The sequence below is a fragment of the Cupriavidus sp. DF5525 genome, from assembly GCF_040149425.2.
GTDB lineage: Bacteria > Pseudomonadota > Gammaproteobacteria > Burkholderiales > Burkholderiaceae > Cupriavidus > Cupriavidus pickettii_A.
Genome location: NZ_CP168265.1, coordinates 4,373,099 through 4,400,082, shown reverse-complemented (window position 1 = coordinate 4,400,082; position 26,984 = coordinate 4,373,099). Strand labels below are relative to the sequence as shown.

The window sequence follows — 26,984 nt, the reverse complement described above, 5'->3', positions numbered from 1 at the left end:
GGAGCATTGTGATGCAACTGAACCCCTCAGAAATCAGCGAGCTGATCAAGACCCGCATCTCGGGCCTTGGCGCTGAAGCTGAAGTGCGCAACACCGGCACGGTGATCTCCGTGACCGATGGTATCTGCCGCGTGCACGGCCTGTCCGGCGTGATGCAGGGCGAGATGCTGGAATTCCCCGGCAACACCTTCGGCCTCGCGCTGAACCTCGAGCGCGACTCGGTCGGCGCCGTGGTGCTGGGTGACTACGAACACATTTCCGAAGGCGACACGGTCAAGTGCACCGGCCGCATTCTGGAAGTGCCGGTGGGCAAGGAACTTCTGGGCCGCGTGGTCAACACGCTGGGCCAGCCGATCGACGGCAAGGGCCCGATCAACGCCAAGGAAACGGACGTGATCGAGAAGGTCGCCCCGGGCGTGATCGCGCGTCAGTCGGTGAGCCAGCCGGTGCAGACCGGCCTGAAGTCGATCGACTCGATGGTGCCGATCGGCCGTGGCCAGCGTGAGCTGATCATTGGCGACCGCCAGACCGGCAAGACCGCCGTGGCGGTCGACGCGATCATCAACCAGAAGGGCAAGGGCATGTACTGCGTGTACGTCGCCATTGGCCAGAAGGCTTCGACGATCGCCAACGTGGTGCGCAAGCTGGAAGAGCACGGCGCGATGGAATACACCGTCGTCGTGGCCGCCGCCGCTTCGGACTCGGCCGCCATGCAGTACCTGGCTGCCTACGCCGGCTGCACGATGGGCGAGTACTTCCGCGACCGCGGTGAAGACGCGCTGATCGTCTATGACGACCTGACCAAGCAAGCCTGGGCCTACCGCCAGGTGTCGCTGCTGCTGCGCCGCCCGCCGGGCCGTGAAGCTTACCCGGGCGACGTGTTCTATCTGCACTCGCGCCTGCTGGAGCGTGCTGCCCGCGTGAACGCCGAGTACGTCGAGAAGTTCACCAACGGCGCCGTCAAGGGCAAGACCGGTTCGCTGACCGCGCTGCCGGTGATCGAAACGCAGGCCGGCGACGTGTCCGCGTTCGTGCCGACCAACGTGATCTCGATCACGGACGGCCAGATCTTCCTGGAAACCGACCTGTTCAACGCCGGTATCCGTCCCGCCATCAACGCCGGTATCTCGGTGTCGCGCGTGGGTGGTGCTGCCCAGACCAAGGTGGTGAAGAACCTGGCCGGCGGTATCCGTACCGACCTGGCGCAGTACCGTGAACTGGCTGCGTTCGCGCAGTTCGCTTCGGACCTCGACGACGCAACCCGCAAGCAGCTGGAGCGCGGCCGCCGCGTGACCGAGCTGCTCAAGCAGGCGCAATACCAGCCGCAGCAAGTGTGGCAGCTGTCGGCGTCGCTGTTTGCAGCCAACAATGGCTTCCTCGACAACGTGGAAGTGAAGGACATCCTCCCGTTCGAGAAGGGCCTGCACGACCATCTGAAGACCAAGTACGCTGACCTCGTCAACCGCATCGAAGAGACCAAGGTGCTCTCGAAGGAAGATGAGCCCGCACTGCGTGCTGCGATCGAGGATTTCAAGAAGTCCGCCGCGTTCTAACCGCGTGATTCCCCGACACCACCGCCGCGCCTGGCTCACGCCGGCGCGGCGCTGGTTCGGCTGGAGAGGAAGATATGGCCGGAACGAAAGAGATTCGAACCAAGATCAAGAGCGTGCAGAACACGCGCAAGATCACCAAGGCGATGGAGATGGTCGCCGCATCCAAGATGCGCAAGGCGCAGGAGCGGATGCGCAACGCCCGTCCTTACGCCGAGAAAGTGCGCAACATCGCGGCGCACCTGGCTTCGGCCAACCCCGAGTTCAAGCACCCGTTCATGCAGGAGCGCGAAGTCAAGCGCATCGGCATGATCGTGGTCACGACCGACAAGGGGCTGTGCGGCGGTCTGAACACGAACGTGCTGCGTGCGGTGACCAACGAGCTGAAGAGCCTGCAGGGTCGCGGCGTGGATGTCAAAGCTACTGCCATCGGCAGCAAGGGCCTGCAGTTCCTGAGTCGCATCGGCGCCAAGGTGGTGTCGAATGTGGTGCAGCTCGGCGACACCCCGCACCTGGAAAAGCTGATCGGCGCGATCAAGGTCCAGCTCGACGCATTCACCAACGGTGAAGTCGACGCGGTGTACTTGGCGTACACCAAGTTCATCAACACGATGAAGCAGGAACCGTTGGTTGAGCAGCTGCTGCCGCTCGCCGCCGACAAGCTGTCGCAGACGGAAGAAGAGAAGCGCGCCTACTCGTGGGACTACATCTACGAGCCTGACGCGCAGACCGTGGTGGAAGAGCTGTTGGTCCGCTACGTCGAGGCGCTGGTGTACCAGGCCGTGGCCGAGAACATGGCGTCCGAGCAGTCGGCGCGCATGGTGGCCATGAAGGCGGCATCCGACAATGCCAAGAACGTGATCGGCGAATTGCAGCTGGACTACAACAAGACCCGGCAGGCAGCGATCACCAAGGAACTGTCGGAGATCGTCAGCGGCGCGGCAGCGGTCTGAGGCGTCAAGAATTCAAGCTATCGGAGATACGAAATGAGTATCGGAAATATTGTGCAGTGCATTGGCGCCGTGGTGGACATCGAGTTCCCGCGCGACGGGATGCCGAAGGTGTACGACGCGCTGGTGCTGGAAGACAGCGGCGAATCGTCGTTCGCCGAAAAGGGCCTGACGTTCGAAGTGCAGCAACAGCTGGGTGACGGCGTGGTGCGTACCATTGCCCTCGGTTCGTCGGATGGCCTGCGCCGCGGCATGGCGGTGAAGAACACCCAAGCGCCGATCTCGGTGCCGGTGGGTCAGGGCACGCTGGGCCGCATCATGGACGTGCTGGGTCGCCCCATTGACGAGGCCGGCCCGATCGCTTCCGACGAGCGTCGCGCGATTCACCAGAAGGCGCCGAAGTTCGACGAGCTGTCGCCTTCCACCGACCTGCTCGAAACCGGCATCAAGGTGATCGACCTGATCTGCCCGTTCGCCAAGGGCGGCAAGGTGGGCCTGTTCGGTGGTGCTGGCGTGGGCAAGACCGTCAACATGATGGAGCTCATCAACAACATCGCCAAGCAGCACAGCGGTCTGTCGGTGTTCGCCGGCGTGGGCGAGCGTACCCGTGAAGGGAACGACTTCTACCACGAAATGAAGGACTCCAACGTGCTCGACAAGGTGGCCATGGTGTTCGGCCAGATGAACGAGCCGCCGGGCAACCGTCTGCGCGTGGCACTTTCCGGCCTGACCATGGCCGAGAAGTTCCGCGACGAGGGCCGTGACATCCTGTTCTTCGTCGACAACATCTACCGCTACACGCTGGCAGGTACCGAAGTGTCGGCACTGCTGGGCCGTATGCCTTCCGCCGTGGGCTACCAGCCGACGCTGGCTGAAGAAATGGGCAAGCTGCAGGAGCGCATCACCTCGACCAAGACTGGCTCGATCACCTCGATCCAGGCCGTGTACGTGCCTGCGGATGACTTGACCGACCCGTCGCCGGCAACCACCTTCCTGCACCTGGACTCGACCCTGGTGCTGTCGCGTGACATCGCCGCTCTCGGTATCTACCCCGCTGTGGACCCGCTCGACTCGACCTCGCGTCAGATGGATCCGCAAGTGGTTGGCCAGGAGCACTACAACGTCGCGCGCGCCGTGCAGCAGACCCTGCAGCGCTACAAGGAACTGCGCGACATCATCGCGATTCTGGGCATGGACGAACTGTCGCCGGAAGACAAGATGGCAGTGAACCGCGCTCGTAAGATCCAGCGTTTCCTGTCGCAGCCGTTCCACGTGGCAGAAGTGTTCACGGGTTCGCCGGGCAAGTACGTGCCGCTGAAGGAAACCATCCGCGGCTTCAAGATGCTGGTCGACGGCGAGTGCGATCACCTGCCCGAGCAGGCGTTCTACATGGTCGGCTCGATCGACGAAGCCTTCGAAAAGGCCAAGAAGCTCCAGTAAGCCTTGCTTTGACGCTCCTGCCTCGCGGCAGGGGTGACGGTCGGCCGCCATGTGCGTCCGGCCGTCCGAAGCGAAGGGATTGGAGAAAGGATCTGATATGGCAACCATTCTTGTAGACGTCGTCAGCGCGGAAGCGTCGATCTTCTCCGGCCCGGCGAAGTTCGTGGCGCTGCCGGGCGAGTCGGGTGAGCTGGGCATCCTGCCAGGTCACACGCCGCTGATCACGCGCATCCAGCCGGGTGCGGTGCGGATCGAGAAGGAAGACGGCAGCGAAGAGTTCGTGTTCGTTGCCGGCGGCATTCTCGAAGTCCAGCCCAAGCACGTTACCGTGCTGGCCGACACCGCCATCCGCGGTGGCGACCTGGACGAAGCCAAGGCCCAGGAAGCCAAGCGTGCGGCCGTGGAGTTGATGCAGAACCAGAGCAGCGACCTGGACCTGGCCCGCGCCCAGAGCGAGCTGGCCGTGGCCGCCGCGCAGCTGGCTGCCATCGCCCGCCTGCGTCGTAAAAAGTAAGAATAGAGCAGCACCGTCGCATTGTTGTTTTTTCGATGCGACATTTAAAAAAGGCAGCCGCGAGGCTGCCTTTTTTGTGGGCACAGCGATATGCTTTCGACTCGCCTGGACAAAAAAAAGCGCGCGGGCCGGGGAGGCTCCGCGCGGACGGGAAAATCCCTTCGAGGGGTCAATTCGAAGGAACGGGTTCGGTCCAGGTCGACAATCAAGGCGCAACGGATATTCAATATCCGCACACAGGCCGCAAAGGCCACGCGCTGCAAACGGTCTTCCTGGTACTCCGGTCCAGCGGCGTTTTTGCTGGATCGGAAAATCGGGTTACTGCAAAAAACACTACAAAAAGGCTTTCTTCACCGCCCCTTTAGGTCTGCACAGCCTTTGTTTGCCGGGGCGCCGCACCCAGACAGCGGGTGTGTCAATGCATTGTGGGGGAAACTCCCCGGCATGGCAGTAACAAAATGTATCGTTTTGCAAGAAGTTGAAAGCTGGCGGTGCCAAGATCCGGCGCGTTCGCCACATTTTTGCACGTTGGCGCCGCGTTCGATGTCGTAACGTGCAGCTACCTTATCATTCCAGGCAGGTTTACCGTGTTCGTTCGCGCACCATCGCCCTGCGTGACGATTCGCGGTTACGATTCGATACGTCGCGCCCGATGCTGCCCACGCCGGCCGTGTCCGGTGCAGGACTTGTCCACATGCCGGAGACGCAATGCCCCCCGAGATGCAGCAAGCGATACAAGCCATGCTGGCGATGAAAACCGTGGCCGTGGTCGGACTGTCCGACCGTCCGGAGCGCCCCAGCCACGAAGTGGCCGAATTCCTGCAAGGCCACGGTTTCCGTATCGTGCCGGTCAATCCGCGCCACGCCGGCGAGCGCATCCTGGGCGAGACCTGTTACGCCACGCTCCGTGAAGCGGCCGACACCGCGGCAGCGGCGGGGGCCCCCATCGAGTGGGTCGATATCTTCCGCCGGGCCGAGGATACGCTGCCCGTGGTCAACGAGGCCGTCGCCATCGGCGCGCGCGGGGTCTGGCTGCAACTGGGCATCGTCAACGACGAAGCCGTGCGCCGTGCCCTCGACGCCGGCCTGCTGGCGGTACAGGACTGCTGCAGCAAGATCGAGCTGACACGCCAGCTTGGCCTGGACTGAAGCGAGCCGGGCAAGTTATCCACAACCCTGTCCCACCTTCTTACCAATTTTCCCCCGCCACCAACCATGGCCATCGATCCGCAACTGCTCGCCTACTACCGCCGCCTTGCTGACCGCTACGCCGGGGAGCCGGCCCCGGCCGACATCGCCGCGCACCGGGCCCGCTTTGCCGAGATCGCGGCCGCGTCGCTGCTGCCGGACCCGGAGGGCATCGCGGTGCAGGATCTGGAGCTGGCGCTGGCAGGTCGCACACTGGGGGCGCGGCTGTTCCGTCCGCAAGGCGCAGTGGCACCGCGGTTGATCGTCTACTTCCATGGCGGGGGCTGGGTGATCGGCTCGGCGCAGACGCACCACACCGTGTCCGCCTTGCTGGCCGCCGATACCGGCTGCGCGGTTGCCAGTGTCGACTACCGGCTCGCGCCGGAGCATCCGTACCCGGCACCCAGCGACGACGCCGCCGACGCGGTGCTGTGGCTCTCCGGCCAGCGCCAGGCGCTTGGCCTGGCGCCGGACTTCCTCGGGGTGGCGGGCGACAGCGCCGGCGGCCACCTGGCCGCGCAGGCCGCGCAGCAGCTCAACGGGGGCGACGCGGTGCGAGTGAACGCGCAGTTGCTGATCTACCCGGTGACGGCGCCGGTACTCAGCTCCGAAAGCTACCGCGCCTTTGCCGACGGCCCAGGCCTGACGCGCGACGAGATGGCGTGGTTCTGGACCCAGTTCATTGGCGCCGAAGCGCTGGCGCAAGGCGCCGCGCACCCCGACCCGCGCGTGCACCTGATGGCCGCACCGCCGGTGCGCCCGCCCGCGACCGTGGTGGTGGTCGCCGCGCACGACGTGCTGCGCGACGACGGTCTGGCCTATGCCGACTTCCTGGTGCGCCATGACGCCCCGGTGATCACCATCGAGGCCGGCGGCATGACCCACGGCTTCGCGCGCCTGCAGCCCGAAGCCGAACGCGCGCGCGAATGGATGCGGCGCACCGCCGCCGCCTTTGCCGACCTGCTGCACGACGCCTGAGCGGATTCCCACGGATTCCCGGACAGGCGGCGCGCAAAGCTCCGGCGCGGCGCGGCCATCCCTTAGAATGGCGGTCTTACGAGGATGACCATGACCGCTCTGCAGAACGATACCTTCCTGCGCGCGCTGCGCCGCCAGCCCACCGAATACACGCCGCTGTGGCTGATGCGCCAGGCAGGCCGCTACCTGCCCGAGTACAACGCCACGCGTGCCCGCGCCGGCAGCTTCCTCGGGCTGGCCAAGAACCCGGCCTACGCCACCGAGGTCACCCTGCAGCCGCTGGACCGCTATCCGCTGGACGCGGCCATCCTCTTCTCCGATATCCTGACCGTGCCTGACGCGATGGGCCTGGGCCTGTCGTTCGCGCAGGGCGAGGGCCCGCGCTTTGCGCACCCGCTGCGCACCGAGGCCGACGTGCAGAAGCTGGCCGTGCCCGACATGACGTCGCTGCAGTACGTCTTCGACGCCGTCAGCGAGATCCGCCGCGCGCTGGTGCAGGACGGGCGCCAGCGCGTGCCGCTGATTGGCTTCTCCGGCAGCCCGTGGACGCTGGCCTGCTATATGGTCGAAGGCAGCGGTTCGGACGATTTCCGCACGGTCAAGGCGATGATGTACGGCCGTCCGGACCTGATGCATCGCATCCTCGAGATCAACGCCGAGGCCGTCACCGCCTACCTGAACGCGCAGATCGAAGCCGGGGCGCAGGCCGTGATGATCTTCGACACCTGGGGCGGGGCGCTCGCCGACGGCATGTACCAGGCCTTCTCGCTGGCCTATATGCACCGCGTGCTGGCCGGCCTGAAGCGCGAGCACGACGGCGAGCAGGTACCGGCGATCGTCTTCACCAAGGGCGGCGGCCTGTGGCTGGAGGCGCTGGCCGACACCGGTGCCGATGCGATTGGGCTGGACTGGACCGTCAACCTGGCCCAGGCGCGCCAGCGCACTGGCGGCCGCGTGGCGCTGCAGGGCAATATCGATCCCACCGTGCTGTTCGCCCCGGAAGCGGCGATCCGCGAGCAGGTCCGCGGCGTACTCGACAGCTACGCCGCCGGCGGCGGCAGCGACGGCCATGTGTTCAACCTCGGCCACGGCATCTCGCAGTTCACGCCGCCCGAGAACGTCACCGTGCTGGTGGATGAAGTGCATCGCCACAGCCGCAAGCTGCGCGCCGCACAGAAGTGACGGTGCCGGTATGCGCGGCAGCATGCCTTTGCTGACGCGCCCCGCGCTGCAACGAACTGGTGCGCTGGTGTACCCAGTGCTGCGCGAGGCGCGTCGCTACTGCTGTCAAGTAAACTTTTTCGCCAGCATTCGCCAAAAAGGTGCTCGGAGTTGATTGCCGGTACTTGACTTATGCACACCGATAGGTTTGCCGCAGTGCAAGACGAGGCCACCCTCTAACCTATCCGGGGGATGTTTGCAAAGTCTTGATTTTTAAGGATTTGGAAGATTTTCAAAGCATGGGACGATGCCGGTGAATCCCTTGTTTTGCGGGGCTTCCGGGCTCCCCGGCGCGACTTTTCAACAAAGTTATCCACAGGGGCGGTGGAATTAGTGGAAAACCAGTCATCTATCATCGACTTAGGGCCACATTTGAAGTTTTACTTTAAGTTGATGTTGCGCCGCACACAAAAATCCCTCGTCCGCCCCCTGGGCCGCCAGCTGCATAGCGTGTGCGCAAAGGCGGTGCACCAGGAATCGACGCATGGCGCACGCTAGCGGCGCCATCCCTCTCGCTGAGCCCGATATGGCACCCACCGAGGCCGTGGCGCCGTCTGCCAGCGCCCGGCCCATTGTCCGGGTCGCGCTGGACACGCCCGCCGACGACTGCTTCGACTACCTCGCCACGCCCGACATCGCCCTGGGAGACCTGGTGGTGGTGCCGTTCGGCCGCCGCAGCCTGGTCGGTGTGGCCGTGGCGCGTGCCGACAGCTCCGATGTGCCGGCCGGGCGCTTGCGCCCGGTGGCACAGCGGCTGGACTGGATGCCGCCGCTGCCGCCCGACTGGATCGAGCTGGCCGCCTTTGCCGCGCGCTACTACCAGCGCCGGCTGGGCGAGGTGATGCTGCCGGCCCTGCCGCCGGCGTTGCGCGAGGCCGAGAGCTGGCCTGGCCTCGGCCAGCGTGCCCGCACCGACGAATACCGCCTGCTGCCCGGCCACGCCGCCGACCTGCTGGCCGCCGTGCCGCCGCGCGCACGCAGCGTGCGTGCGCTGGCGCAGGCACTGGCCGACCGCGCCGCCACCACCGACGAGCCGCTGGCGCTCGCCGACGCGCGCGTGCTGTGCGCGGCCGCGCCGGCCCGGCTGGCCGAATGGCAGGCCGCCAGCTGGGTCGAGGCCAGCCGTACCGCACGCCCGCTGCTATCAATCGACCCGGGGCAACCACCGTCCGTGGCGCCCGCGCTGCATGACGAGCAGCGCGCCGCTGTCCAGGCTATCGCCGAGGCCGGAGGGTTCGCGCCGTTCCTGCTTCACGGCGTCACCGGCAGCGGCAAGACCGAGGTCTACCTGCATGCGATGCAGGCGGTGCTGGAACGCGATGCCCAGGCCCAGGTACTGATGCTGGTCCCGGAAATCAACCTGACGCCGCAACTCCAGGCCCGCATTGCCGCGCGCTTCCCACACTTGCCGCTGGCCGTGCTGCACAGCGGGCTGGCCGACCAGGAGCGCAGCCTGCAGTGGCTGGCCGCCCACCGCGGCGAGGCGCGCATCGTGCTGGGCACGCGCATGGCGGTGATGGCCTCGCTGCCGGCGCTGGCGCTGATCGTGGTCGACGAGGAGCATGACACCTCCTACAAACAGCAGGAGGGGCTGCGCTACTCCGCGCGTGACCTGGCGGTGTGGCGCGCCAAGCAACGCGGCATCGCGGTGGTGCTGGGCTCGGCCACGCCGTCGATGGAGACCTGGTGGCGGGCAGGGCAGGGCACTTACCGTAAGTTGGTGCTGCGCGAGCGCGCCCAGGCCGACGCTGCGCTGCCGACCGTGCGCCTGGTCGATCTCAACCACGAACGCCAGCGCCAACGCACGCTGTTCGAAGGCCTGTCAGTGCCGCTGCTTGAAGCCATCGACGCCCGCCTGGCGCGCGGCGAGCAGAGCCTGCTGTTCCTGAACCGCCGCGGCTATGCGCCGGTGCTCGCCTGCGACAGTTGCGGCTGGCTGTCGGGCTGCCCGCGCTGCTCGGCGTACCTGGTGCTGCACCGGCCCGAGCGGCGCCTGCGCTGTCATCACTGCGGGCTGGAAGCGCCGGTGCCGCACCATTGCCCGGACTGCGGAAATGTCGATATCGCGCCGCTGGGGCGCGGCACGCAGCGCATCGAAGAGGCGCTGGCGGCACGCTTTCCGCAGGCCCGAATCGCCCGCATCGACGCCGATTCGACACGGCGCAAGGGCAGCGCGCAGGCGATGTTCGACGAGGTCCACGCGGGCGAGGTCGATATCCTGGTGGGCACGCAGATGGTCGCCAAGGGCCATGACTTCCAGCGCGTGACGCTGGTGGGGATCGTCCATCCCGACGCCGCCATGTTCAGCCACGACTTCCGCGCCGCCGAGCACCTCTTTGCCTCGCTGATGCAGGTCGCCGGCCGGGCAGGGCGCGCGGGCCTGGCGGGCGAGGTACTGATCCAGACCCGCTACCCGGACACCCCGGCATTGCAGGCGCTGACGCGCCACGACTATGATGGATTCGCGGCCAGCCAGTTGCGCGAGCGGCGCCAGGCCGGGTTGCCCCCGTTCTGCTTCCAGGTGCTGGTAACCGCGGAGCATGGCCAGCTGGAACGGGCGCTGCAGTTCCTGCAGGTGGCGCGCCGGCATGCCGATACCTGCCAGCTCGCCGCCGAGGTGCAACTGCATGACCCGGTGCCGATGTCGATGGTGCGCATCGCCAACCGGGAGCGCGCTCAGATGCTGGTCGAGGCCACTTCACGCCCGGCGCTGCAACGCTTTGTGGCCGAGTGGGTACAGACTTTCGCAGAGGTAGGAACGGAGGCCAAGGGGGTGCGCTGGCAGCTGGAAATCGATCCGCTGCGGATCTGATCCATGCCGCCTGGTGCAACCTCTGCATTAGGGTTTTCGATAGGGTTGCACCGGGTTGCACCTTCGTGATTCCCGGGAGTAAGATCGCCCCAGCTCACAGGCTGCGGCCGGTCGCGCGCCCTGCCATTCCGGCACAGACGCGGTAGCACCGGCGGCGGCCTCCAGTCTTACGGAGATTTGCCCGCATGGCCACCACCACTCTCGGCGTCAAGCTCGACGACGCCTCGCGCGATCGCCTCAAGCGCGTCGCCCAATCCATCGACCGCACGCCGCACTGGCTGATCAAGCAGGCCATCTTCACCTACCTGGAGCAAGTCGAGCGCGGCCACCTGCCGCACGAGACCAGCGCCGCCGGCACGGCGGAGTCCGATGGCCCGGATGCCGCCGAGCCGGCCCACGCCGACGGCGCGCCGCAGGCCTTCCTGGAATTCGCGCAGAGCATCCAGCCGCAGTCGGTGCTGCGCGCAGCCATTACCTCCGCCTACCGCCGCCCGGAAACCGATTGCGTGCCGGTGCTGCTGGAGCAGGCCCGCCTGCCGCAACAGCAGGCCGACGCCGCCATCAAGATGGCCAAGACGCTGGCCACCCGGCTGCGCGAGCAGAAGGTCGGCACCGGACGTGAAGGGCTGGTGCAGGGGCTGATCCAGGAATTCTCGCTGTCGTCGCAGGAAGGCGTGGCGCTGATGTGCCTGGCCGAGGCCCTGCTGCGCATCCCGGACAAGGCTACCCGCGATGCACTGATCCGCGACAAGATCAGCGGCGCCAACTGGCAGTCGCACCTGGGCCAGAGCCCGTCGCTGTTCGTCAACGCTGCCACCTGGGGCCTGCTGCTGACCGGCAGGCTGGTTGCCACCCATACCGAATCCGGCCTGACCAAGGCGCTCACGCGCATCATCGGCAAGGGCGGCGAGCCGCTGATCCGCAAGGGCGTAGACATGGCGATGCGCCTGATGGGCGAGCAGTTCGTCACCGGCGAGACCATTTCCGAAGCGCTGGCCAACGCGCGCAAGTACGAAGCGCAGGGCTTCCGCTACTCCTATGACATGCTCGGCGAAGCGGCCATGACCGAGGCCGATGCGATGCGCTACCTGGCCTCGTACGAGCAGGCCATCCACGCCATCGGGCAGGCCTCGCGCGGGCGCGGCATCTACGAAGGCCCGGGCATCTCGATCAAGCTGTCGGCGCTGCACCCGCGCTACAGCCGCGCCCAGCACGAGCGCGTGGTGACGGAACTGTACGAGCGCCTGAAGTCGCTGACGCTGCTGGCGCGCCAGTACGATATCGGCATCAATATCGACGCCGAGGAAGCGGACCGTCTGGAGATCTCGCTGGATCTGCTCGAACGCCTGTGCTTCGAGCCCGAGCTGGCTGGCTGGAACGGCATCGGCTTCGTGGTGCAGGGCTACCAGAAGCGCTGCCCGTTCGTGATCGACTACCTGATCGACCTGGCACGCCGCAGCCGCCACCGCCTGATGATCCGCCTGGTCAAGGGCGCCTACTGGGACAGCGAGATCAAGCGCGCCCAGGTCGAAGGGCTGGAGGGCTACCCGGTCTACACGCGCAAGGTCTATACCGACGTGTCATACGTGGCCTGCGCGCGCAAGCTGCTGTCGGTGCCGGACGCGATCTACCCGCAGTTCGCCACGCACAACGCGCATACGCTGTCGGCCATCTACCAGATCGCCGGCCACAGCTACTACCCCGGCCAGTACGAGTTCCAGTGCCTGCACGGCATGGGCGAGCCGCTGTACGACCAGGTGGTCGGGCCCACCGCCGACGGCAAGTTCAACCGTCCGTGCCGGATCTACGCCCCGGTCGGCACGCATGAGACGCTGCTGGCCTACCTGGTGCGCCGACTGTTGGAAAACGGCGCCAACACCTCCTTCGTCAACCGCATCGCCGACGACACCATCTCGCTGGACGAACTGGTGGCGGACCCGGTCGCCGTGGTCGAAGCCATGCACCGCGAAGAGGGCGTGCTGGGCCTGCCGCACCCGCGTATCCCGTCGCCGCGCACGCTGTATGGCAAGAGCCGCCCCAACTCGGCCGGTATCGATCTCGCGAATGAGCACCGGCTGGCCTCGCTGTCGTCGGCGCTGCTTGCCGGCACCAGCGAACGCGCCGTGGCCGAGCCGCTGGTGGGCGCCGAGGTGCCGCGCGCTGCCGACGCCATTACCGCGCCGGTGCTGAACCCGGCCGACCACCGCGACGTGGTGGGCCATGTCACCGAGGCCAGCCAGGCCGACGTCGACGCCGCGCTGCAAGCCGCCGTGAACGCCGCGCCGATCTGGCAGGCCACGCCGCCGGACGTGCGCGCCGCCGCGCTGGAGCGCGCGGCCGACCTGATGGAAGCCCAGATGCAGTCGCTGATGGGCATCATCATGCGCGAGGCCGGCAAGACCTTCTCCAATGCCATCGCCGAAGTGCGCGAGGCCGTGGACTTCCTGCGCTATTACGCCGCCGAGATCCGCCGCAGCTTCGACAACGACACTCACCGCCCGCTGGGCCCGGTAGTCTGCATCAGCCCGTGGAACTTCCCGCTGGCGATCTTCACCGGCCAGGTGGCCGCTGCGCTGGCCGCCGGCAACCCGGTGCTGGCCAAGCCCGCCGAGCAGACCCCGCTGATCGCCGCCGCTGCGGTGCGGCTGCTGCGCGAGGCCGGTGTGCCGGCCGGCGCGGTGCAGCTGCTGCCGGGCCGGGGCGAGACCGTCGGCGCCGCGCTGGTGGGCGATGCCCGCGTCAAGGGTGTGATGTTCACTGGCTCGACCGAGGTCGCGCGCATCCTGCAACGCAACGTGGCCGGCCGCCTCGACGCCGCCGGCCGCCCGATCCCGCTGATCGCCGAGACCGGCGGCCAGAACGCGATGATCGTCGACTCGTCGGCGCTGGCCGAGCAGGTGGTCGGCGACGTGGTCAACTCCGCCTTCGACTCGGCCGGCCAGCGCTGCTCGGCGCTGCGCGTGCTTTGCCTGCAGGAGGATGTGGCCGACCGCGTGCTGGAAATGCTCAAGGGCGCCATGCAGGAGCTGAACATGGCCAACCCGGACCGCCTGTCGACCGACGTCGGCCCGGTGATCGACGAAGAGGCGCGTGCCAATATCGTGCGCCATGTCGATGCCATGCGCGCCAAGGGCCGCCGTGTCCACCAGGCCGATCCCAACGCGCCGCAGGCGGCCAGCTGCCGCCATGGCACCTTCGTGCCGCCGACGCTGATCGAGCTCGACAGCATCGAGGAACTGAAGCGCGAAGTGTTTGGCCCGGTGCTGCACGTGGTGCGCTTCCCGCGCACGGCGCTGGACACCATGGTCAGCCAGATCAACGGCACCGGCTACGGCCTGACGCTGGGCATCCATACCCGCATCGACGAGACCATTTCGTTTATCGTCAGCCGCGCCCATGTGGGCAACCTGTACGTGAACCGCAATATCGTCGGCGCGGTAGTGGGCGTGCAGCCGTTCGGCGGCGAGGCGCTGTCGGGCACCGGCCCGAAGGCGGGCGGCCCGCTCTACCTGCACCGCCTGCTGTCGGTATGCCCGCAGGACGCGGTGGCGCGCAGCGTGCGCGCGGCCGATGTCAGCAGCAGCGCCGAAGCAGTGGGCCCGGCCGACGAGGCGGTGCGCCCGGCCGAGGCCTTCCGCACCTGGGCCCGCGCTGAGCTGCCGGAAGTGGCCGCCGCCTGCGAACGCTTCGCGGAGGCCTCGCCCTCGGGCCTGGCGGTGACGCTGGCCGGCCCCACTGGCGAGCGTAACACCTACACGCTGCTGCCGCGCGAACGCGTGCTGTGCCTGGCCGCGCAAGAGGCCGACCTGGCGCTGCAGCTGGGCGCCGTGCTGACCGTCGGCGCCGAGGCGGTCTGGCCGGAAAACCCTGTCGGCCGGGGGCTGTTTGCGCGCCTGCCTAAGGGCGTACAATCGCGCGTCCGCATGGTGGCCGACTGGACCGCTGCGGATACCGGATTCGATGCGGTGCTGCACCACGGCGACTCCGATCAGCTGCGCACGGTGTGCGAGCAGGTGGCCGCGCGCCCCGGCCCGATCATCGGCGTGCAGGGCCTGGCGCAAGGTGAACCGAATGTCGCGCTCGACCGTTTGCTGATCGAGCGCTCGCTCTCGGTCAACACCGCGGCCGCGGGCGGCAATGCCAGTTTGATGACGATCGGCTGAGGCAACCTCGGACATCGTCTTGTCGAAGCGCGCGGCGGTGGCGGCGATCCCGCCCCGGCGCGCATATGAAGAACGGCGCGGCACTGCCAATACCGCGCCTCCAACAATGCCGGCAACGGCACCACATCGACACCATTTGGGACCCAAGGAGATCTGATGAGCTCGACATTCCACAAGACGGCAGTGACCGTTGCCCTGACCCTGGCTGGCCTGACCGCCGCCTCGGCCGCGTTCGCGCAGGCCCAGGAAATCAAGCTGGGCTTTGCCGGCCCGATGACCGGCGGCCAGGCGCAGTACGGCAAGGACATGCAGAACGGCATCGTCCTCGCGATCGAGGACATGAACGCCACCAAGCCCAAGATCGGCGGCAAGGAAGTCAAGTTCGTGCTGGTCTCCGAAGACGACCAGGCCGACCCGAAGACCGGCTCGGTAGTCGCGCAGAAGCTGGTGGATAACGGCATCCAGGGCATGCTCGGCCATTTCAACTCGGGCACCACCATCCCGGCGTCGATGGTCTACAACCGCGCCGGCATTCCGCAGATCGCCATGGCGACCGCGCCGGAATACACCAAGCAAGGCTTCAAGACCACCTTCCGCATGATGACCTCCGACACCCAGCAGGGTTCGGTGATTGGCGCCTTCGTGGTGAAGAAGCTGGGCGCGAAGAACATCGCCATCGTCGATGACCGCACCGCCTACGGCCAGGGCCTGGCCGACGAGTTCGAGAAGGCCGCCAAGGCCGCCGGCGGCAAGATCGTGCGCCGCGAGTTCACCAACGACAAGGCGGTGGACTTCAAGGCCGTGCTGACCAACATCAAGCGCAGCAACCCGGACATCATCTTCTACGGCGGCGCCGAGACCCAGTCCGCGCCGATGGCCAAGCAGGTGAAGGAACTGGGCATGAAGGCCCCGCTGGTGTCGGGCGAAATGTCCAAGACCGACAACTTCCTGAAGCTGGCCGGCCCGTCTGCCGAAGGCACCGTGGTGTCGCTGGCCGGCCTGCCGCTGGACCAGATGCCGGGCGGCTCTACATACGAGAAGAAGTACGAGAAGCGCTTCGGCTCGAAGGTGCAGACCTACTCGCCGTACGCCTATGACGGCGCCACCGCGATGATGACGGCGATGGTCAAGGCCGGGTCGGCCGATCCGGCGCGTTACCTGCCGGTGCTGGCTGCGACCAGTATGCAGGGCGTGACCACCAAGACGCTGGCCTATGATGCGCGCGGCGACCTGAAGGATGGTGGTATCACCGTCTACAAGGTGGTCGGCGGCAAGTGGACCGTGCTGGAAACGGTTGGCGGCAAGTAAGCCTTCGGTACTGCCGTGTGAAACGCCACCTTCGGTGCTAGCCGTTAGCAAAAAGTGTTGAAAGCTCAAACGGGTGCGGTCTTAGCTCCGGACCCGTTTGTTTTGTGGGGGACGTATCCTGTCGCGAGGCTACGAGAATTAACTGACCGCAAGGACCGCTGCTCATCTCGGCCGTAGCCTCAGCCGACAAAGGAGTGCTCGACTTCAAGGACATCATCCCAAGGTGACCACGTAGGACTGTCGGTCCACACCGCGGGAGCGGCCACCACACCACAGACAATGCATTTGCATTGCCATGGGAAGGTATTTGCATTACCATGGAGGTATCCCCGTTTCTTGACCGGAGACCATCATGATGCCTGCCACCCTCGAGGTCGAATCCACGTTGACCGACCGCTACCAGACTACGGTACCGGAGACCGTCCGCCGCGCCCTTCGGCTTGGTAAGCGCGACAAGATCCACTACACCATCCGCGCCAGCGGCGAGGTGGTACTAACCCGCGCCGAAGCTTCCGAGGGCGACGACCCGGTGCTCAGCCGGTTCCTGGGATTCTTGGCGCGCGACATCGCCAACCATCCTGAACGCCTGCAGGCCTTGGATGCAGGTCTCGTCCAACGGCTCGAGTCGCTGGTCGGTGGCGTCGAAGTCGATCTCGATGCGGCCCTGTCGGCAGACGATGAATGAGGGCGGGCAAGCCCGCACCTCTGGTCATTCATGGCTGGACGATTTTCGCTCACCCACTGTTCCTGGCGCAGCTTGAAGTACTGGCGCAGCAGGTCGAGGCCCTCAAGCAGAAGGACCCGAGTGGGTACGTAAAGAAGAACGCCAGCAAGCGACTGGCGGCGATCACCAAACTCGCATTCGATGTCATCCCGCAAGATCCAGCGCGACCGGAGTACCGGCAAGGCAGCACCCTTGGCGACGACCACAAGCACTGGTTCCGAGCGAAGTTCTTCCAGCAGTATCGGCTGTTCTTTCGCTACCACGTGTCGAGCAAGGTGATTGTGTTTGCGTGGGTAAATGATGAGAGCACGAAGCGCGCCTGCGAGAGCAGCGACGACGCCTACCGGGTTTTCCGCAAGATGCTGGAAAGTGGCCAGCCTCCAGGTGACTGGAACCAGTTGCTGGCCGAGGCTCGTGCCGAGGGGCAACGCCTACAACGACTCGCCGCTGGCATCGCCTCGTAGGGCTTGGTTTGTCTTTCCTGTGGAAGAATTCGTCGGCACGGTCGACAGAGAAGGCCCAGGCTGAGTAAAGATCCTAGGCCCGGTCTCAGCCGATTTTCAACACTTTTTGTTAACGGCTAGCCTTCGGTGGCGTTTTTCTTGCCGGCGGCTGTGCTCAAGAAAAGACGGGCGCTGCCGATTGTTGTCCGGATGCGGATCGCACCATTGGCGCATAATCCCGCACTCGCACAATTTATCCATAGGAGCAGTACGTGTCCCAGCAGGAAGCCAGCTACGACCACGCCATCGGGCTAGCCAACCAAGGGCGCTTCGCCGAAGCCCTGCAGATCGCCGACCAGCTGTCGCAGGCCCGCCCCGAGGTGGTCGATTTCGTCACACTGCGCGCGCGGCTGCACTTCGACAATGGCGACGCAGCTGCGGCGCTGGCGGTGCTGGACCAGGCGCTGGCGCGGCTCGACACGCTGCCGCTGCAGCCGCCGCACCGCTGGGCCTCGCGCGGCGTGATCGCGCACCGCTACGGCGCCATGCTGATGAGCCTGGGCCGCGACGCCGAGGCGCGCCCGTGGCTGCACGAGGCGGCGCAGCGCAGCGGCCTGCTGTCGGGCGACTGGCCCGCGCACTTCCACGCCGGGCTGGTGGCCCTGCGCATGGGCGACATGGCCGCCGCGGCGCGCTACTGGCATGACCTGATGGTGCGCAACCCCGACCTAGGCGCCGAGGACATCGCGCCGCTGGTGCGCGACTACATCGGCCGGGCCGAGGCCGCCGGCGTGCCGGCCGAGCCGCTGATGCGGGTGTGCCTGGGCCGTGTCGCCCTGGACAACCCGCACCTGCTGGAGCTCGACCCCGATGCCGGCGACGCCGTGGCCGCCGACCAGGCCGCCCGCGTGCTGGCCGAACAGCCCGACCACCCCGAGGCGCGCCGCCTGCGCGCGCCGCTGCGCTGGGGCGTCGGCGACACCCAGGGCGCGCTCGACGACCTCGCGGTCTACCTGCGCCAGGTGCCCGACCCGCAGAGCCAGGTACGTGAACTGGCGTGGCGCCACCAGCTGGCGCAGGCCGGCGACGGCGTGCAGCAGGTTGAGCGCGAGCCGTGGCTGCGCTTCAACCTGACCGACAATTCCGACGACGGCGCCGCCTACCACAGCGCCGCCATGGCGCTGGGTGAGTTTATCGACGAAGTGCCGGCCGCCGAAGCCGCGCTGCGGCCCGTGCTGGTGCAGGGCTGCCGCAACGGCGTGACGCGCTTCGACCAGTATTTCGCCACCGGCCAGGGCGATGCCGCCGGCCATGGCGGCAATGCCGACCCGCATGTTTATTCGCTGTTGTGCCGGCTGCTGTCGCGCAGCTTGCCGGCCGATGCCGCGCACCTCGAAGAGCGCATCGCGCTGCACCGCCAGGGCATGGCCGCCAGCGAGTTCATCGACCACTGGATCGACTTGCTCGACTGCCACGCCGGCGCGGGCCAGCACCAGAAGGTGGTGGAATTGGCCGGCGAAGTGCTCAACCGCTATCCGCTGGAGCGCAACCCGGCCGACGTGACCTGGGCCTTCAGCCGCCTGATCGCGGCGTGGAAGGCGATGGGCGGCGCCGAGCCGACCGAGGCCGCGCGCGCCGCCATCATGCATATGGACGCCCGCCTCGACGCGCTGCCGGTGGAAGCGCGCAGCGAGGCCGCGCACCCGATGGCCCACGCGCGCGCGCACTATGCCGCGCTTCTGCAGGCGCGCATGGCCGGCATGGATGAGCATGACCGCACCGATGCGCTCGCCGAGATCGAAGCCCAGCAACGCCGCGCGCTGCTGGTGGAGGATGCGTGGCTGTACAACCGCTTCGGCCAGGTCTGGCGCGACGCCGGCGAGCCCGAGCGCGCGCTGCCGCTGTTCGAGCAGGCTGTGGCGCTGACCGAGGGCGATCCGTTGGACCAGGCAGGGCCGCGTATGCAGCGAGGACTTATCCACAACGCCGCGCAGCGGCACGATGCTGCCATGGCGGACTTTGTTGCGGCGTTTGCCGTACGTGACGACTGGGACGCAGAGGTGTACCTGCGCGCGGTCCAGTCCGCACTCGGCCTGGACCAGCGGGAGACGGCGCTGGCGTACTTCGACAAAGCCCGCGCTCGCGGTGCTGCGCAGGGCGCAACGCGCACTTTGTACGGGCAAGTCGAAACGGCGCTGAAGGCCACCCGGCCGAAGTGGAAAGTGTGGGGCGTCTGAAACGTCTCACGGGCGCTTCGAACCGCCGGATCGTGTAACGAATGTAAAAAACGCCATCCAGGAGATGGCGTTTTTTACGAGTAGTTGACAGAAGTAGCTGTCAGGTTTGGTGCGGTGTCGGACAATCACTGACATGGATTGTGATGTGCTTACATTACCATGTCGACCATGAATGGACTGAGCCAACTTTTCCCCACCCTCCCGCTCGCGCCAGGTGGCCTTTTCTGGGTCGGACTGGCCCTGGTCGGCGCCGGCCTCGCGGGCGAGGTCAGCCGCCGCTGGCTGCGCTTCCCGCGCATCGTCGGCTATGCCGTGGCGGGGCTGTGCGCCGGCATGCTGGGCCGCGGCATCGTCGACGAGAACATGATCAACCAGACCCGTATCCTGATCGATATGGCGCTGGCGCTGGCCTTGTTCGAACTCGGGCATCGCCTCTCCCTCACCTGGCTGCGCGCCAACCGCTGGCTGCTGCTGACCAGCGCCTTTGAAAGCTTGCTGACCTGGGGCCTGGTAGCGGCGGTGCTGCAATGGATCGGCGCTTCGCCGGGCGTGGCGATCCTGGCCGGCGGCATCGCGGTCAGCACCTCGCCCACCATCGTGCTGCAACTCAAGAACGAACTGCGCGCCGAAGGCCAGGTCACTGAACGCCTGATGGCGATGGCGGCGCTCAACAGCATCTACGCCGCCGCCATCGTGCAGGTCGCCACGGGCTGGCTGCATTCCGAGTATGGCAACCTGGGCGCGGCGCTGCTGCACCCGCTGTACCTGCTGGTGGGCTCATGCCTGCTGGCGTGGGTGGTGGGCAAGATCGGCCACGCCATCTATGACCGCATGTCGGCCGACGATCACTACAGCTTCCTGGTGCTGGTGGGCCTGGTGCTGTTCACGCTCGCGCTGACGCGGGTACTAAAATTGTCGATGCCTCTGACGCTGATGCTGGCTGGTGTGGTCTTCAAGCACCAGGACAGCCAGCCGCATGTATGGCCGCCGCACTTCGGCAGCGCGGGCAGCCTGCTGATCATCGTGATGGTGGTGTCGCTGGGCCTGCCGCTGACTGCGCATGACTGGGCCGTGGGCGGCATCTATGCCGTCGTGCTGGTGCTGCTGCGCCATACTGCCAAGCTGGCCGGTGTGGTCTCGCTGGGTTCATTCTCGGGCCTGAGCATGCGCCAGTGCATGGCGCTGGGGCTGGCACTGGCGCCGATGTCGGGTCTGGCCTACCTGCTGATGAGCGACGTGGCACGCCTTTACCCGGGAACCGGACAGCCGCTGGCCGCCATCATCCTGTGCGCGCTGGCAATCGAACAACTGCTCGGCCCCGTGATCGCGGCCTGGGCGCTGCGCTTCGCTGGCGAGGTTCGCGGCAATGGAGGAGGGCGCTGATGTCTCTCGAATCGTTCAAGCATTCCGAGGCCCTGACCTTCGGCGTGGAGCTGGAGCTGCAGCTCGTCAACCGTCATGACTATGACCTGGCGCCATTCGCGCCCGACCTGCTGCGCGCGCTCAAGGGCGCCGAGCATGCCGGCGACATCAAGCCGGAGATCAGTCCGTCGATGATCGAGATCAGTACCGGCATCTGCCACAGCTACCAGCAGGCGCTGGAAGAGCTGACCACCATGCGCGACCTGATGGTGGCGGCCTCGCGCTCGCTCAACCTGGGCATCGCCGGCGGCGGCACGCACCCGTTCATGCAATGGGCCGACCGCACCATCTCGGATTCGCCGCGCTACCAGTACATCTCGGAGCTGTATGGCTACCTGGCCAAGCAGTTCACGGTGTTCGGCCAGCACGTGCATATCGGCTGCCCGAGCGCGGACGAGTCGCTGTTCCTGCTGCATGCGATCGGCCGCTACGTGCCGCACTTTGTCGCGCTGGCAGCGTCGTCGCCCTATGTGCAGGGCGTGGATACCGGCTTTGCCTCGGCGCGGCTGAATTCGGTGGCGGCCTTCCCGATGAGCGGGCGCGCGCCGTTCCTGCTGACGTGGGACGCCTTCACCGCGTACTTCGAGAAGATGCGCAACACGGGCGTGATCGAGAGCATGAAGGACTTCTACTGGGATATCCGGCCCAAGCCGGAATTCGGCACCATCGAAGTCCGCGTGATGGACACGCCGCTGACGGTGCAGCGCGCCTGCGATATCGCCGCCTATATCCAGATGCTGGCGCGCTACCTGCTGCTGTCGCGCCCGTTCATGCCGCAGGAAGACGACTACCTGGTGTACACCTTTAATCGCTTCCAGGCCTGCCGCTTCGGGCTGGACGGCGAATACGTGCATCCCAACGAACTGACGCGCATGCCGATCGCCGACCACATCCTGTCGATCTGCGATGCGCTGGTGCCGCACGCCGAGGCGCTGGGTTCGCTGGAAGCGCTGGCGAATATCCGCGCACTGGCCGCGCGCCGCGATGGCGATGCCGAATGGCTGCGACAGGTCGATGCGGATGCGCGCAGCCAGCGCGAAACTGTGCGCAAGGCGTGCGAGCGCTGGGCGACCTGAACCTGCGCTGAGCTACTGCACGCCGTTTCACTTAACGCTGTAGCCTCGCCCCTGCATGCAGGCGGTCCAGGCCTGGTAGTAGGAACCCATTGCCTGGCTGGTATTGGCCGCCGCCTGCTGGTTCGCGGCGTCCGCCTGCCGCCGCGACTGCCGGTGCGCCACGCCGCCCCCCACCGTACCCGCTGCAGCGCCGACCGCCGCACCCTTGCCGGCATCGCCTGCCATCGCGCCCACCACAGCACCCGCCGCGGCGCCGCCCGCGGCACCCCGCACCCGCTGGCCGCTCTGGGCCTGGGCCGGCGGCGGTGCGTTGGCAGCCTGTGCGGGATCCACGCCGGTCTGCTGCTTGGCCCAGCTGTAGCATGCACCGTCGTCGCTGGCTTGCTGTTGCTGGCTCTGGCCCTTGGCCGGATAGGCCATAGGCTTGTTCTGCGCCATAGCCTGGGCCGGAATCAGCGCGATCGCCGCGGCGGCCAGTACGCCGAGGCCACGGTAGAGCTTGCGATGCTGGCATTGCTTCATGATGGAGTTCCCCCACGGGTGTCGGCTACGCAACGCCGGATGCACCGACCGGTGCGCAAGTGGCGAGCCGTTCTGTGAAGGCCAGTATTGCAGCGCACAGGGGTAAGTCAACTCAGCGTTTTGGCGGCGCGATGTTATTTGTTTGCAGGGCGGGCGCCAGGTGCATGCCGGCGCACGCCACGCGCTTAACGGGGCGCCAGCAGGAACGCGACCGCGTCTTGCCACCATGCGGCATCGACATGCCCGGTCCAGTCGTTGTGACCGGCGCCATCGATCACCGCCATCCGACGGGGTTCGCCTAGCGTCTCATAGAGCGCCTTGCCGAAGCGTGCCGGCACGATGGTGTCGCGTTCGGCGATCGCGACCATCACGGGGCGGCCGAAGCCTGCCAGGTTGGCCGCGCTGTCGTAACGGTCGCGCAGCACCCAGCCGGCCGGCAGCCAGGGATAGTGATGCGAGGCAATATGCGCGAGCTTGTCCCATGGCGTGATCAGCAGCAGGCCGGCAACCTTGTCGCGCTGGCGCGCTGCGGCCGCTGCAGCCACGCCTGCGCCCAGCGACTCGCCGATCAGCAGCAGCGGGCCGCCGAACTGGCGCCGGGCCAGCTTAATGGACTGTTCAGCGTCGTCCACGAAGCTGCGCTCGCCGAGCGCACCCGGGCGCGGACCGTATGCCGGGTACTCGGCGAGGATCACGCGAATGCCGAGCTTCGTCAGCGCGCTGGCGTAGTACTCGCGATGCCCGGCGTGCCCCGCATTGCCGTGAAACACCATGGCGGTGGCGCGCGCGGCTCCGGCCGGCTCGGCTACCAGTCCGCGAAAGTCCTCCGGCCCCGGCCAGGCGCGCAGCCCGGGCGCGACCATGTCATCGACCGACGCCTTGTCGGGGAAGTAGAGGAAGTGATCCTGCAGCATGCTGATTCCCGTGAGCAGCACGACGCCAATGGCAAGCCACCACATCGGCCGAACGCGTGCCCGCGTGGCCCGCGGCGGCGCCAGTCCCGCTGAAGCTTGCGCCGGGACGTTGCCGGACATGGCAAGCGGGCTACGCGCCGGCGAACACCGGCTCGCAGCGCACCTCGGTCCTGACCGAGTTGGCGATAAAGCAGGCGTCGTGTGCGGCGTGGTGCAGCGCGTCGAGTTCTTCGCGCGTCGGCTCGCGTTCGCCGCCAAAGGTCACCTGCGGGCGCAGCGTGACCACCGTCATCGCCATCTGGCCGTCGGCATTCTTTTCCATCACACCGCTGGCCGCGTCGATATAGCGGTCCACGACAAAGCGCTGCTTCGCCGCCAGCGACAGGAACCACAGCATGTGGCAGCTCGACAGCGAGGCGATGAACATCTCCTCCGGATCGACCGCGCCCGGATCCGACATCGGCAGCGGCACCACATGGGGCGATGACGAACCGGGGACTTCCACGCCGCCGTCAAAGCGCAGCACATGCCGGCGGCTGTAGCGGTTGCCGGTGAAATCCTGCCCATCGCGTTGCCACAGGACTTCGGCGGTATATGCGGACATGCGGTGACTCCTAACGTTGGGAAAGCTCAGGCGCCGTGCGGCACGCTTTCGCCGTCGCGCAGGCCCAGGCGCTGGTTGGCCGGTACCGCAACGTCGATCAGCTTCGGCCGCGGCAGGTTCAGGTTGCGCATCATCTCGACGAACTCCTCGCGCGTGCGGCCGGCGACGCGGCTGTTGTGCGCGCGTTCCTGGCCGATGGTGGAAGAGGTGCGGCCCTTGTAGTCATGGGCCGGATAGACCTGCGTGTCATCGGGCAGCGCGAACAGCTTCTTGGTCAGGCTGTCGTAAAGCGTACCCGCATCGCCCGACTGGAAATCGGTGCGGCCGCAGCCGTCGATCAGCAGCGCGTCGCCGGTGAAGATGCGGCGCACGATGCCGTCGGGCGTGGGTTCTTCCCACAGGTAGCTCATGCTGCCGGCGGTGTGTCCCGGCGTATGGATCGCGCGCAGCACCTGCTTGCCGAATGCGACCGTGTCGCCATCGATCAGCTGTTTCTGCGCGGGCTTGATATCGCAGCCGGACGGGGCTGCCGTGTGCGCGCCGGTCTGCAACGCGAGGTGGCCGGCCGAGGTGATGTGGTCGGCGTGGGCATGGGTCTCGATGACCCACGCGAGGTGCGCGCCGGTGTCTTGCAGCAGCGCCATGTCGCGTTCCAGCTGGTGGTCGACCGGGTCGATCAGCAGTGCGTCTCCCGTGGCGGCGTCGATCAGCAGGTAGGTGAAGGTGGACGAGGTTTCGTCGAACAGCTGGTGGAAGGTCTGCATGGCTGTCCTCTTCTTTTTGCGATCGGGGAACGCCGCCATGATACGCCGGGCATGCCGATGGGCACTAGCAGAGGGCGGTCAGCACTCCACGATATTGACCGCCAGCCCGCCCCGCGCCGTCTCCTTGTATTTCGTCTTCATATCGGCCCCGGTCTCGCGCATGGTCTTGATCACCGAATCCAGCGACACGTAATGCGTCCCGTCGCCGCGTAACGCCATGCGCGCCGCATTGACCGCCTTGACCGAAGCCATCGCATTGCGCTCGATGCATGGGATCTGCACCAGCCCGCCGACCGGGTCGCAGGTCAGGCCGAGATTGTGCTCCATGCCGATCTCGGCGGCGTTTTCCACCTGCGCGGGGGTACCTCCCTGCACCGCCGCCAGCGCACCCGCAGCCATCGAACAGGCCACGCCGACCTCGCCCTGGCAGCCGACCTCGGCGCCGGAGATCGATGCATTGAGCTTGTACAGCAGCCCGATCGCGCCCGCGGTCAGCAGGAAGTCGACCACGCCCTGCTTGCTGGCGCCCGGCACGAAGCGATCGTAGTAATGCAGTACCGCCGGGATGATGCCGGCCGCGCCGTTGGTCGGCGCGGTGACCACGCGCCCGCCGGCGGCGTTCTCTTCATTGACGGCGATGGCGTAAAGGTTGACCCAGTCCATCACCGACAGCGGATCGGACAGCGTGCGCTCGGCGCGCTCGGTCAGGCTGCGGAACAGCTCCGGCGCGCGCCGCTTGACCTTGAACGGGCCCGGCAGTTCGCCGTCGGTGCGGCAGCCGCGCGCCACGCAGGCCTGCATCACGTCCCAGATATGCAGCAGGCCGCTGGTGACCTCTTGCTCGCTGCGCCACGTCAGCTCGTTCTCCATCATGAGCCGCGCAATGCTCTTGCCGCTGGCCTTGGCCATCTCGAGCATGTCCTTGCCGCTGCGGAACGGGTGCGGCAATTGCTGCGCGGCGTTGAGTACCTGCGTATTGGGTGCGCCCGCGGTAACCACGAAGCCGCCGCCGACCGACAGGTAGCGCGCCTCGCGCAGCGAAGCGCCGCTGGCATCGAAGGCATGGAACTTCATGCCGTTGGGATGCTCGGCCATGGCCTCGCGCCGGTAGAAAGCGATGTGTTCCTTCTCGACGAAGGGCACGATGTGCTTGCCCAGCAAGGACAGCTCCCGGCTGGCGCGCAGCGCGGCCACCCGCGTGTCGATGGAATCGGGATCGATGGTGTCGGGGGCCTCGCCCATCAGGCCGAGGATCACGCCCTTGTCGGTGCCGTGGCCCTTGCCGGTGGCGCCCAGCGAACCGTACAGCTCTGCGCGCACGCTCGCCACCTGCGGCAACAGGCCGTCGCGCTCCAGTCCCTGCGCGAACATCAGGGCCGCGCGCATCGGGCCCACGGTATGCGAGCTCGACGGGCCGATGCCCACCTTGAACAGATCGAAAACGCTGACTGCCACGGAATGTCTCCAGGATGGCCCGTGAAGGGCACTTGTGCGTGCTGTAAGGTCAGACCGGCTCGTCCATGCCGGGATGGGTCCAGATCGTAGGCCTGCCTGTGGCCGTGGTACTGGTGGCGGGGGCCTCGCCCTGCTGCGCTCGCTCGCGCATCTTGACCGAGACCGTGCCGTCGGTTTCCAGGATCGCGAAATGCACCTGCCCGACGCTGTCGCAGCCGGCATGGCGCAGCGCCTTGTTCAGGTCATCGAAGCTGATGTGCTCGCGCTGCATCACGTCGCGGTAGACCTTGCCGTCGTGCACCAGCACCTGCGGGCGCCCCTCGACCAGGAGCTCCAGCTTGCGGAAACGCCACGTCAGGAAGCCGATCATCGCGTTGGCGCCGACCAGCGTCACCGCCAGGATCAGCCCGGCGCTGACCGAGTTGTCGCCGGCGTTCATCGCGTTCTGCACCGCGTTGGAAATGACCAGCAGCAGCACCAGGTCGAACGGTGTCAACTGCCCGATCTGGCGCTTGCCCGACAGGCGCAGCAACCCCAGCACCGCGCCGTAGACGATCAGCCCGCGCAGCACGAATTCCCACCAGGGGGCACTCAGGTTCCACATGCAGCCTCCGCTCAGGACGGCCACCGCACGGCGCGGTGCCCTACATATCGAGCATAGTGCTTTGGCGGGCGCCCGGTGCCGCGGCGGCCCGCCGG

General features: G+C 66.8%; 21 protein-coding genes. 15 read left to right on the top strand and 6 right to left on the bottom strand.

Annotation, left to right across the window (positions count from 1 at the left end):
* Nucleotides 1-11 precede the first annotated feature (11 nt).
* From atpA to ABNX08_RS20530, 15 genes are all read left to right on the top strand, one after another.
* The gene (gene atpA, locus ABNX08_RS20600; RefSeq protein WP_022536999.1) at nt 12-1,553 is read left to right on the top strand and encodes a F0F1 ATP synthase subunit alpha; all 1,542 of its coding nucleotides are present in this window, start codon (nt 12-14) and stop codon (nt 1,551-1,553) included.
* A gap of 74 nt (nt 1,554-1,627) precedes the next feature.
* Complete coding sequence (gene atpG, locus ABNX08_RS20595) at nt 1,628-2,503, top strand: F0F1 ATP synthase subunit gamma (protein WP_022536998.1); 876 nt, start codon at nt 1,628-1,630, stop codon at nt 2,501-2,503.
* 33 nt (nt 2,504-2,536) lie between these two features.
* The gene (gene atpD / locus ABNX08_RS20590) at nt 2,537-3,940 is read left to right on the top strand and encodes a F0F1 ATP synthase subunit beta (protein ID WP_022536997.1); all 1,404 of its coding nucleotides are present in this window, start codon (nt 2,537-2,539) and stop codon (nt 3,938-3,940) included.
* Between the two features lie 97 nt (nt 3,941-4,037).
* A complete protein-coding gene (locus ABNX08_RS20585) occupies nt 4,038-4,454 on the top strand; it encodes a F0F1 ATP synthase subunit epsilon (protein WP_022536996.1) in 417 nt (138 codons plus the stop codon).
* Nucleotides 4,455-5,162: 708 nt separating this feature from the next.
* Nucleotides 5,163-5,603 carry a CoA-binding protein gene (locus tag ABNX08_RS20580; RefSeq protein ID WP_349604382.1) on the top strand — a complete coding sequence of 147 codons (441 nt, stop codon included), beginning with the start codon at nt 5,163-5,165 and terminating at the stop codon, nt 5,601-5,603.
* 66 nt (nt 5,604-5,669) lie between these two features.
* Complete coding sequence (locus ABNX08_RS20575) at nt 5,670-6,620, top strand: alpha/beta hydrolase (RefSeq protein WP_349604383.1); 951 nt, start codon at nt 5,670-5,672, stop codon at nt 6,618-6,620.
* A gap of 84 nt (nt 6,621-6,704) precedes the next feature.
* Complete coding sequence (gene hemE / locus ABNX08_RS20570; RefSeq protein ID WP_041681179.1) at nt 6,705-7,802, top strand: uroporphyrinogen decarboxylase; 1,098 nt, start codon at nt 6,705-6,707, stop codon at nt 7,800-7,802.
* Nucleotides 7,803-8,325: 523 nt separating this feature from the next.
* Nucleotides 8,326-10,653 (top strand): primosomal protein N', encoded by a 2,328-nt coding sequence (locus tag ABNX08_RS20565; RefSeq protein ID WP_022536992.1) that lies wholly within the window; start codon nt 8,326-8,328, stop codon nt 10,651-10,653.
* A gap of 185 nt (nt 10,654-10,838) precedes the next feature.
* Complete coding sequence (gene putA, locus ABNX08_RS20560; protein WP_349604386.1) at nt 10,839-14,816, top strand: trifunctional transcriptional regulator/proline dehydrogenase/L-glutamate gamma-semialdehyde dehydrogenase; 3,978 nt, start codon at nt 10,839-10,841, stop codon at nt 14,814-14,816.
* 156 nt (nt 14,817-14,972) lie between these two features.
* Nucleotides 14,973-16,124, top strand: coding sequence for a branched-chain amino acid ABC transporter substrate-binding protein (locus ABNX08_RS20555; RefSeq protein ID WP_022536990.1), 1,152 nt, complete (start codon nt 14,973-14,975; stop codon nt 16,122-16,124).
* A gap of 355 nt (nt 16,125-16,479) precedes the next feature.
* Nucleotides 16,480-16,809 (top strand): type II toxin-antitoxin system PrlF family antitoxin, encoded by a 330-nt coding sequence (locus ABNX08_RS20550; protein WP_041681639.1) that lies wholly within the window; start codon nt 16,480-16,482, stop codon nt 16,807-16,809.
* Nucleotides 16,806-17,312 (top strand): type II toxin-antitoxin system YhaV family toxin, encoded by a 507-nt coding sequence (locus ABNX08_RS20545; protein WP_349604388.1) that lies wholly within the window; start codon nt 16,806-16,808, stop codon nt 17,310-17,312. Before ABNX08_RS20550 ends, ABNX08_RS20545 begins: the two co-directional genes overlap by 4 nt.
* A 251-nt stretch (nt 17,313-17,563) precedes the next feature.
* Complete coding sequence (locus ABNX08_RS20540) at nt 17,564-19,528, top strand: tetratricopeptide repeat protein (RefSeq protein WP_349604391.1); 1,965 nt, start codon at nt 17,564-17,566, stop codon at nt 19,526-19,528.
* A gap of 159 nt (nt 19,529-19,687) precedes the next feature.
* Entirely contained in the window at nt 19,688-20,911 is a 1,224-nt protein-coding gene (locus ABNX08_RS20535) for a cation:proton antiporter (protein WP_022536986.1), read from the top strand.
* Entirely contained in the window at nt 20,911-22,026 is a 1,116-nt protein-coding gene (locus ABNX08_RS20530; protein WP_022536985.1) for a YbdK family carboxylate-amine ligase, read from the top strand. The genes ABNX08_RS20535 and ABNX08_RS20530 overlap by 1 nt, the downstream gene beginning before the upstream one ends.
* Nucleotides 22,027-22,053: 27 nt before the next feature.
* Here ABNX08_RS20530 and ABNX08_RS20525 read toward each other — a convergent pair whose 3' ends face one another.
* The 6 genes from ABNX08_RS20525 to ABNX08_RS20500 form a co-directional block, all read right to left on the bottom strand.
* Nucleotides 22,054-22,548, bottom strand: coding sequence for a YMGG-like glycine zipper-containing protein (locus tag ABNX08_RS20525; RefSeq protein WP_022536984.1), 495 nt, complete (start codon nt 22,546-22,548; stop codon nt 22,054-22,056).
* Between the two features lie 185 nt (nt 22,549-22,733).
* Nucleotides 22,734-23,507, bottom strand: coding sequence for an alpha/beta hydrolase (locus ABNX08_RS20520; protein WP_022536983.1), 774 nt, complete (start codon nt 23,505-23,507; stop codon nt 22,734-22,736).
* Nucleotides 23,508-23,592: 85 nt separating this feature from the next.
* Complete coding sequence (locus tag ABNX08_RS20515; RefSeq protein ID WP_022536982.1) at nt 23,593-24,066, bottom strand: OsmC family protein; 474 nt, start codon at nt 24,064-24,066, stop codon at nt 23,593-23,595.
* 26 nt (nt 24,067-24,092) lie between these two features.
* Nucleotides 24,093-24,830, bottom strand: coding sequence for an MBL fold metallo-hydrolase (locus tag ABNX08_RS20510; RefSeq protein ID WP_022536981.1), 738 nt, complete (start codon nt 24,828-24,830; stop codon nt 24,093-24,095).
* Nucleotides 24,831-24,908: 78 nt separating this feature from the next.
* Nucleotides 24,909-26,285: an L-serine ammonia-lyase gene (locus ABNX08_RS20505; RefSeq protein WP_022536980.1), complete on the bottom strand. Its 1,377-nt coding sequence runs from the start codon at nt 26,283-26,285 to the stop codon at nt 24,909-24,911.
* A gap of 49 nt (nt 26,286-26,334) precedes the next feature.
* Nucleotides 26,335-26,889 carry a DUF421 domain-containing protein gene (locus ABNX08_RS20500; protein ID WP_022536979.1) on the bottom strand — a complete coding sequence of 185 codons (555 nt, stop codon included), beginning with the start codon at nt 26,887-26,889 and terminating at the stop codon, nt 26,335-26,337.
* Nucleotides 26,890-26,984 lie beyond the last annotated feature (95 nt).

Bases quoted from the DNA above. Each gene is read 5' to 3' on its own strand.
- ABNX08_RS20575 (WP_349604383.1), top strand. From the start codon at position 5,670: ATGGCCATCGATCCGCAACTGCTCGCCTACTACCGCCGCCTTGCTGAC.
- ABNX08_RS20500 (WP_022536979.1), bottom strand. From the start codon at position 26,889: ATGTGGAACCTGAGTGCCCCCTGGTGGGAATTCGTGCTGCGCGGGCTG.
- ABNX08_RS20525 (WP_022536984.1), bottom strand. From the start codon at position 22,548: ATGAAGCAATGCCAGCATCGCAAGCTCTACCGTGGCCTCGGCGTACTG.
- atpG (WP_022536998.1), top strand. From the start codon at position 1,628: ATGGCCGGAACGAAAGAGATTCGAACCAAGATCAAGAGCGTGCAGAAC.
- ABNX08_RS20515 (WP_022536982.1), bottom strand. From the start codon at position 24,066: ATGTCCGCATATACCGCCGAAGTCCTGTGGCAACGCGATGGGCAGGAT.
- ABNX08_RS20510 (WP_022536981.1), bottom strand. From the start codon at position 24,830: ATGCAGACCTTCCACCAGCTGTTCGACGAAACCTCGTCCACCTTCACC.
- atpD (WP_022536997.1), top strand. From the start codon at position 2,537: ATGAGTATCGGAAATATTGTGCAGTGCATTGGCGCCGTGGTGGACATC.
- putA (WP_349604386.1), top strand. From the start codon at position 10,839: ATGGCCACCACCACTCTCGGCGTCAAGCTCGACGACGCCTCGCGCGAT.
- hemE (WP_041681179.1), top strand. From the start codon at position 6,705: ATGACCATGACCGCTCTGCAGAACGATACCTTCCTGCGCGCGCTGCGC.
- ABNX08_RS20555 (WP_022536990.1), top strand. From the start codon at position 14,973: ATGAGCTCGACATTCCACAAGACGGCAGTGACCGTTGCCCTGACCCTG.
- ABNX08_RS20565 (WP_022536992.1), top strand. From the start codon at position 8,326: ATGGCGCACGCTAGCGGCGCCATCCCTCTCGCTGAGCCCGATATGGCA.
- ABNX08_RS20545 (WP_349604388.1), top strand. From the start codon at position 16,806: ATGAGGGCGGGCAAGCCCGCACCTCTGGTCATTCATGGCTGGACGATT.
- ABNX08_RS20550 (WP_041681639.1), top strand. From the start codon at position 16,480: ATGCCTGCCACCCTCGAGGTCGAATCCACGTTGACCGACCGCTACCAG.
- atpA (WP_022536999.1), top strand. From the start codon at position 12: ATGCAACTGAACCCCTCAGAAATCAGCGAGCTGATCAAGACCCGCATC.
- ABNX08_RS20580 (WP_349604382.1), top strand. From the start codon at position 5,163: ATGCCCCCCGAGATGCAGCAAGCGATACAAGCCATGCTGGCGATGAAA.
- ABNX08_RS20585 (WP_022536996.1), top strand. From the start codon at position 4,038: ATGGCAACCATTCTTGTAGACGTCGTCAGCGCGGAAGCGTCGATCTTC.
- ABNX08_RS20535 (WP_022536986.1), top strand. From the start codon at position 19,688: ATGTCGACCATGAATGGACTGAGCCAACTTTTCCCCACCCTCCCGCTC.
- ABNX08_RS20520 (WP_022536983.1), bottom strand. From the start codon at position 23,507: ATGTGGTGGCTTGCCATTGGCGTCGTGCTGCTCACGGGAATCAGCATG.
- ABNX08_RS20530 (WP_022536985.1), top strand. From the start codon at position 20,911: ATGTCTCTCGAATCGTTCAAGCATTCCGAGGCCCTGACCTTCGGCGTG.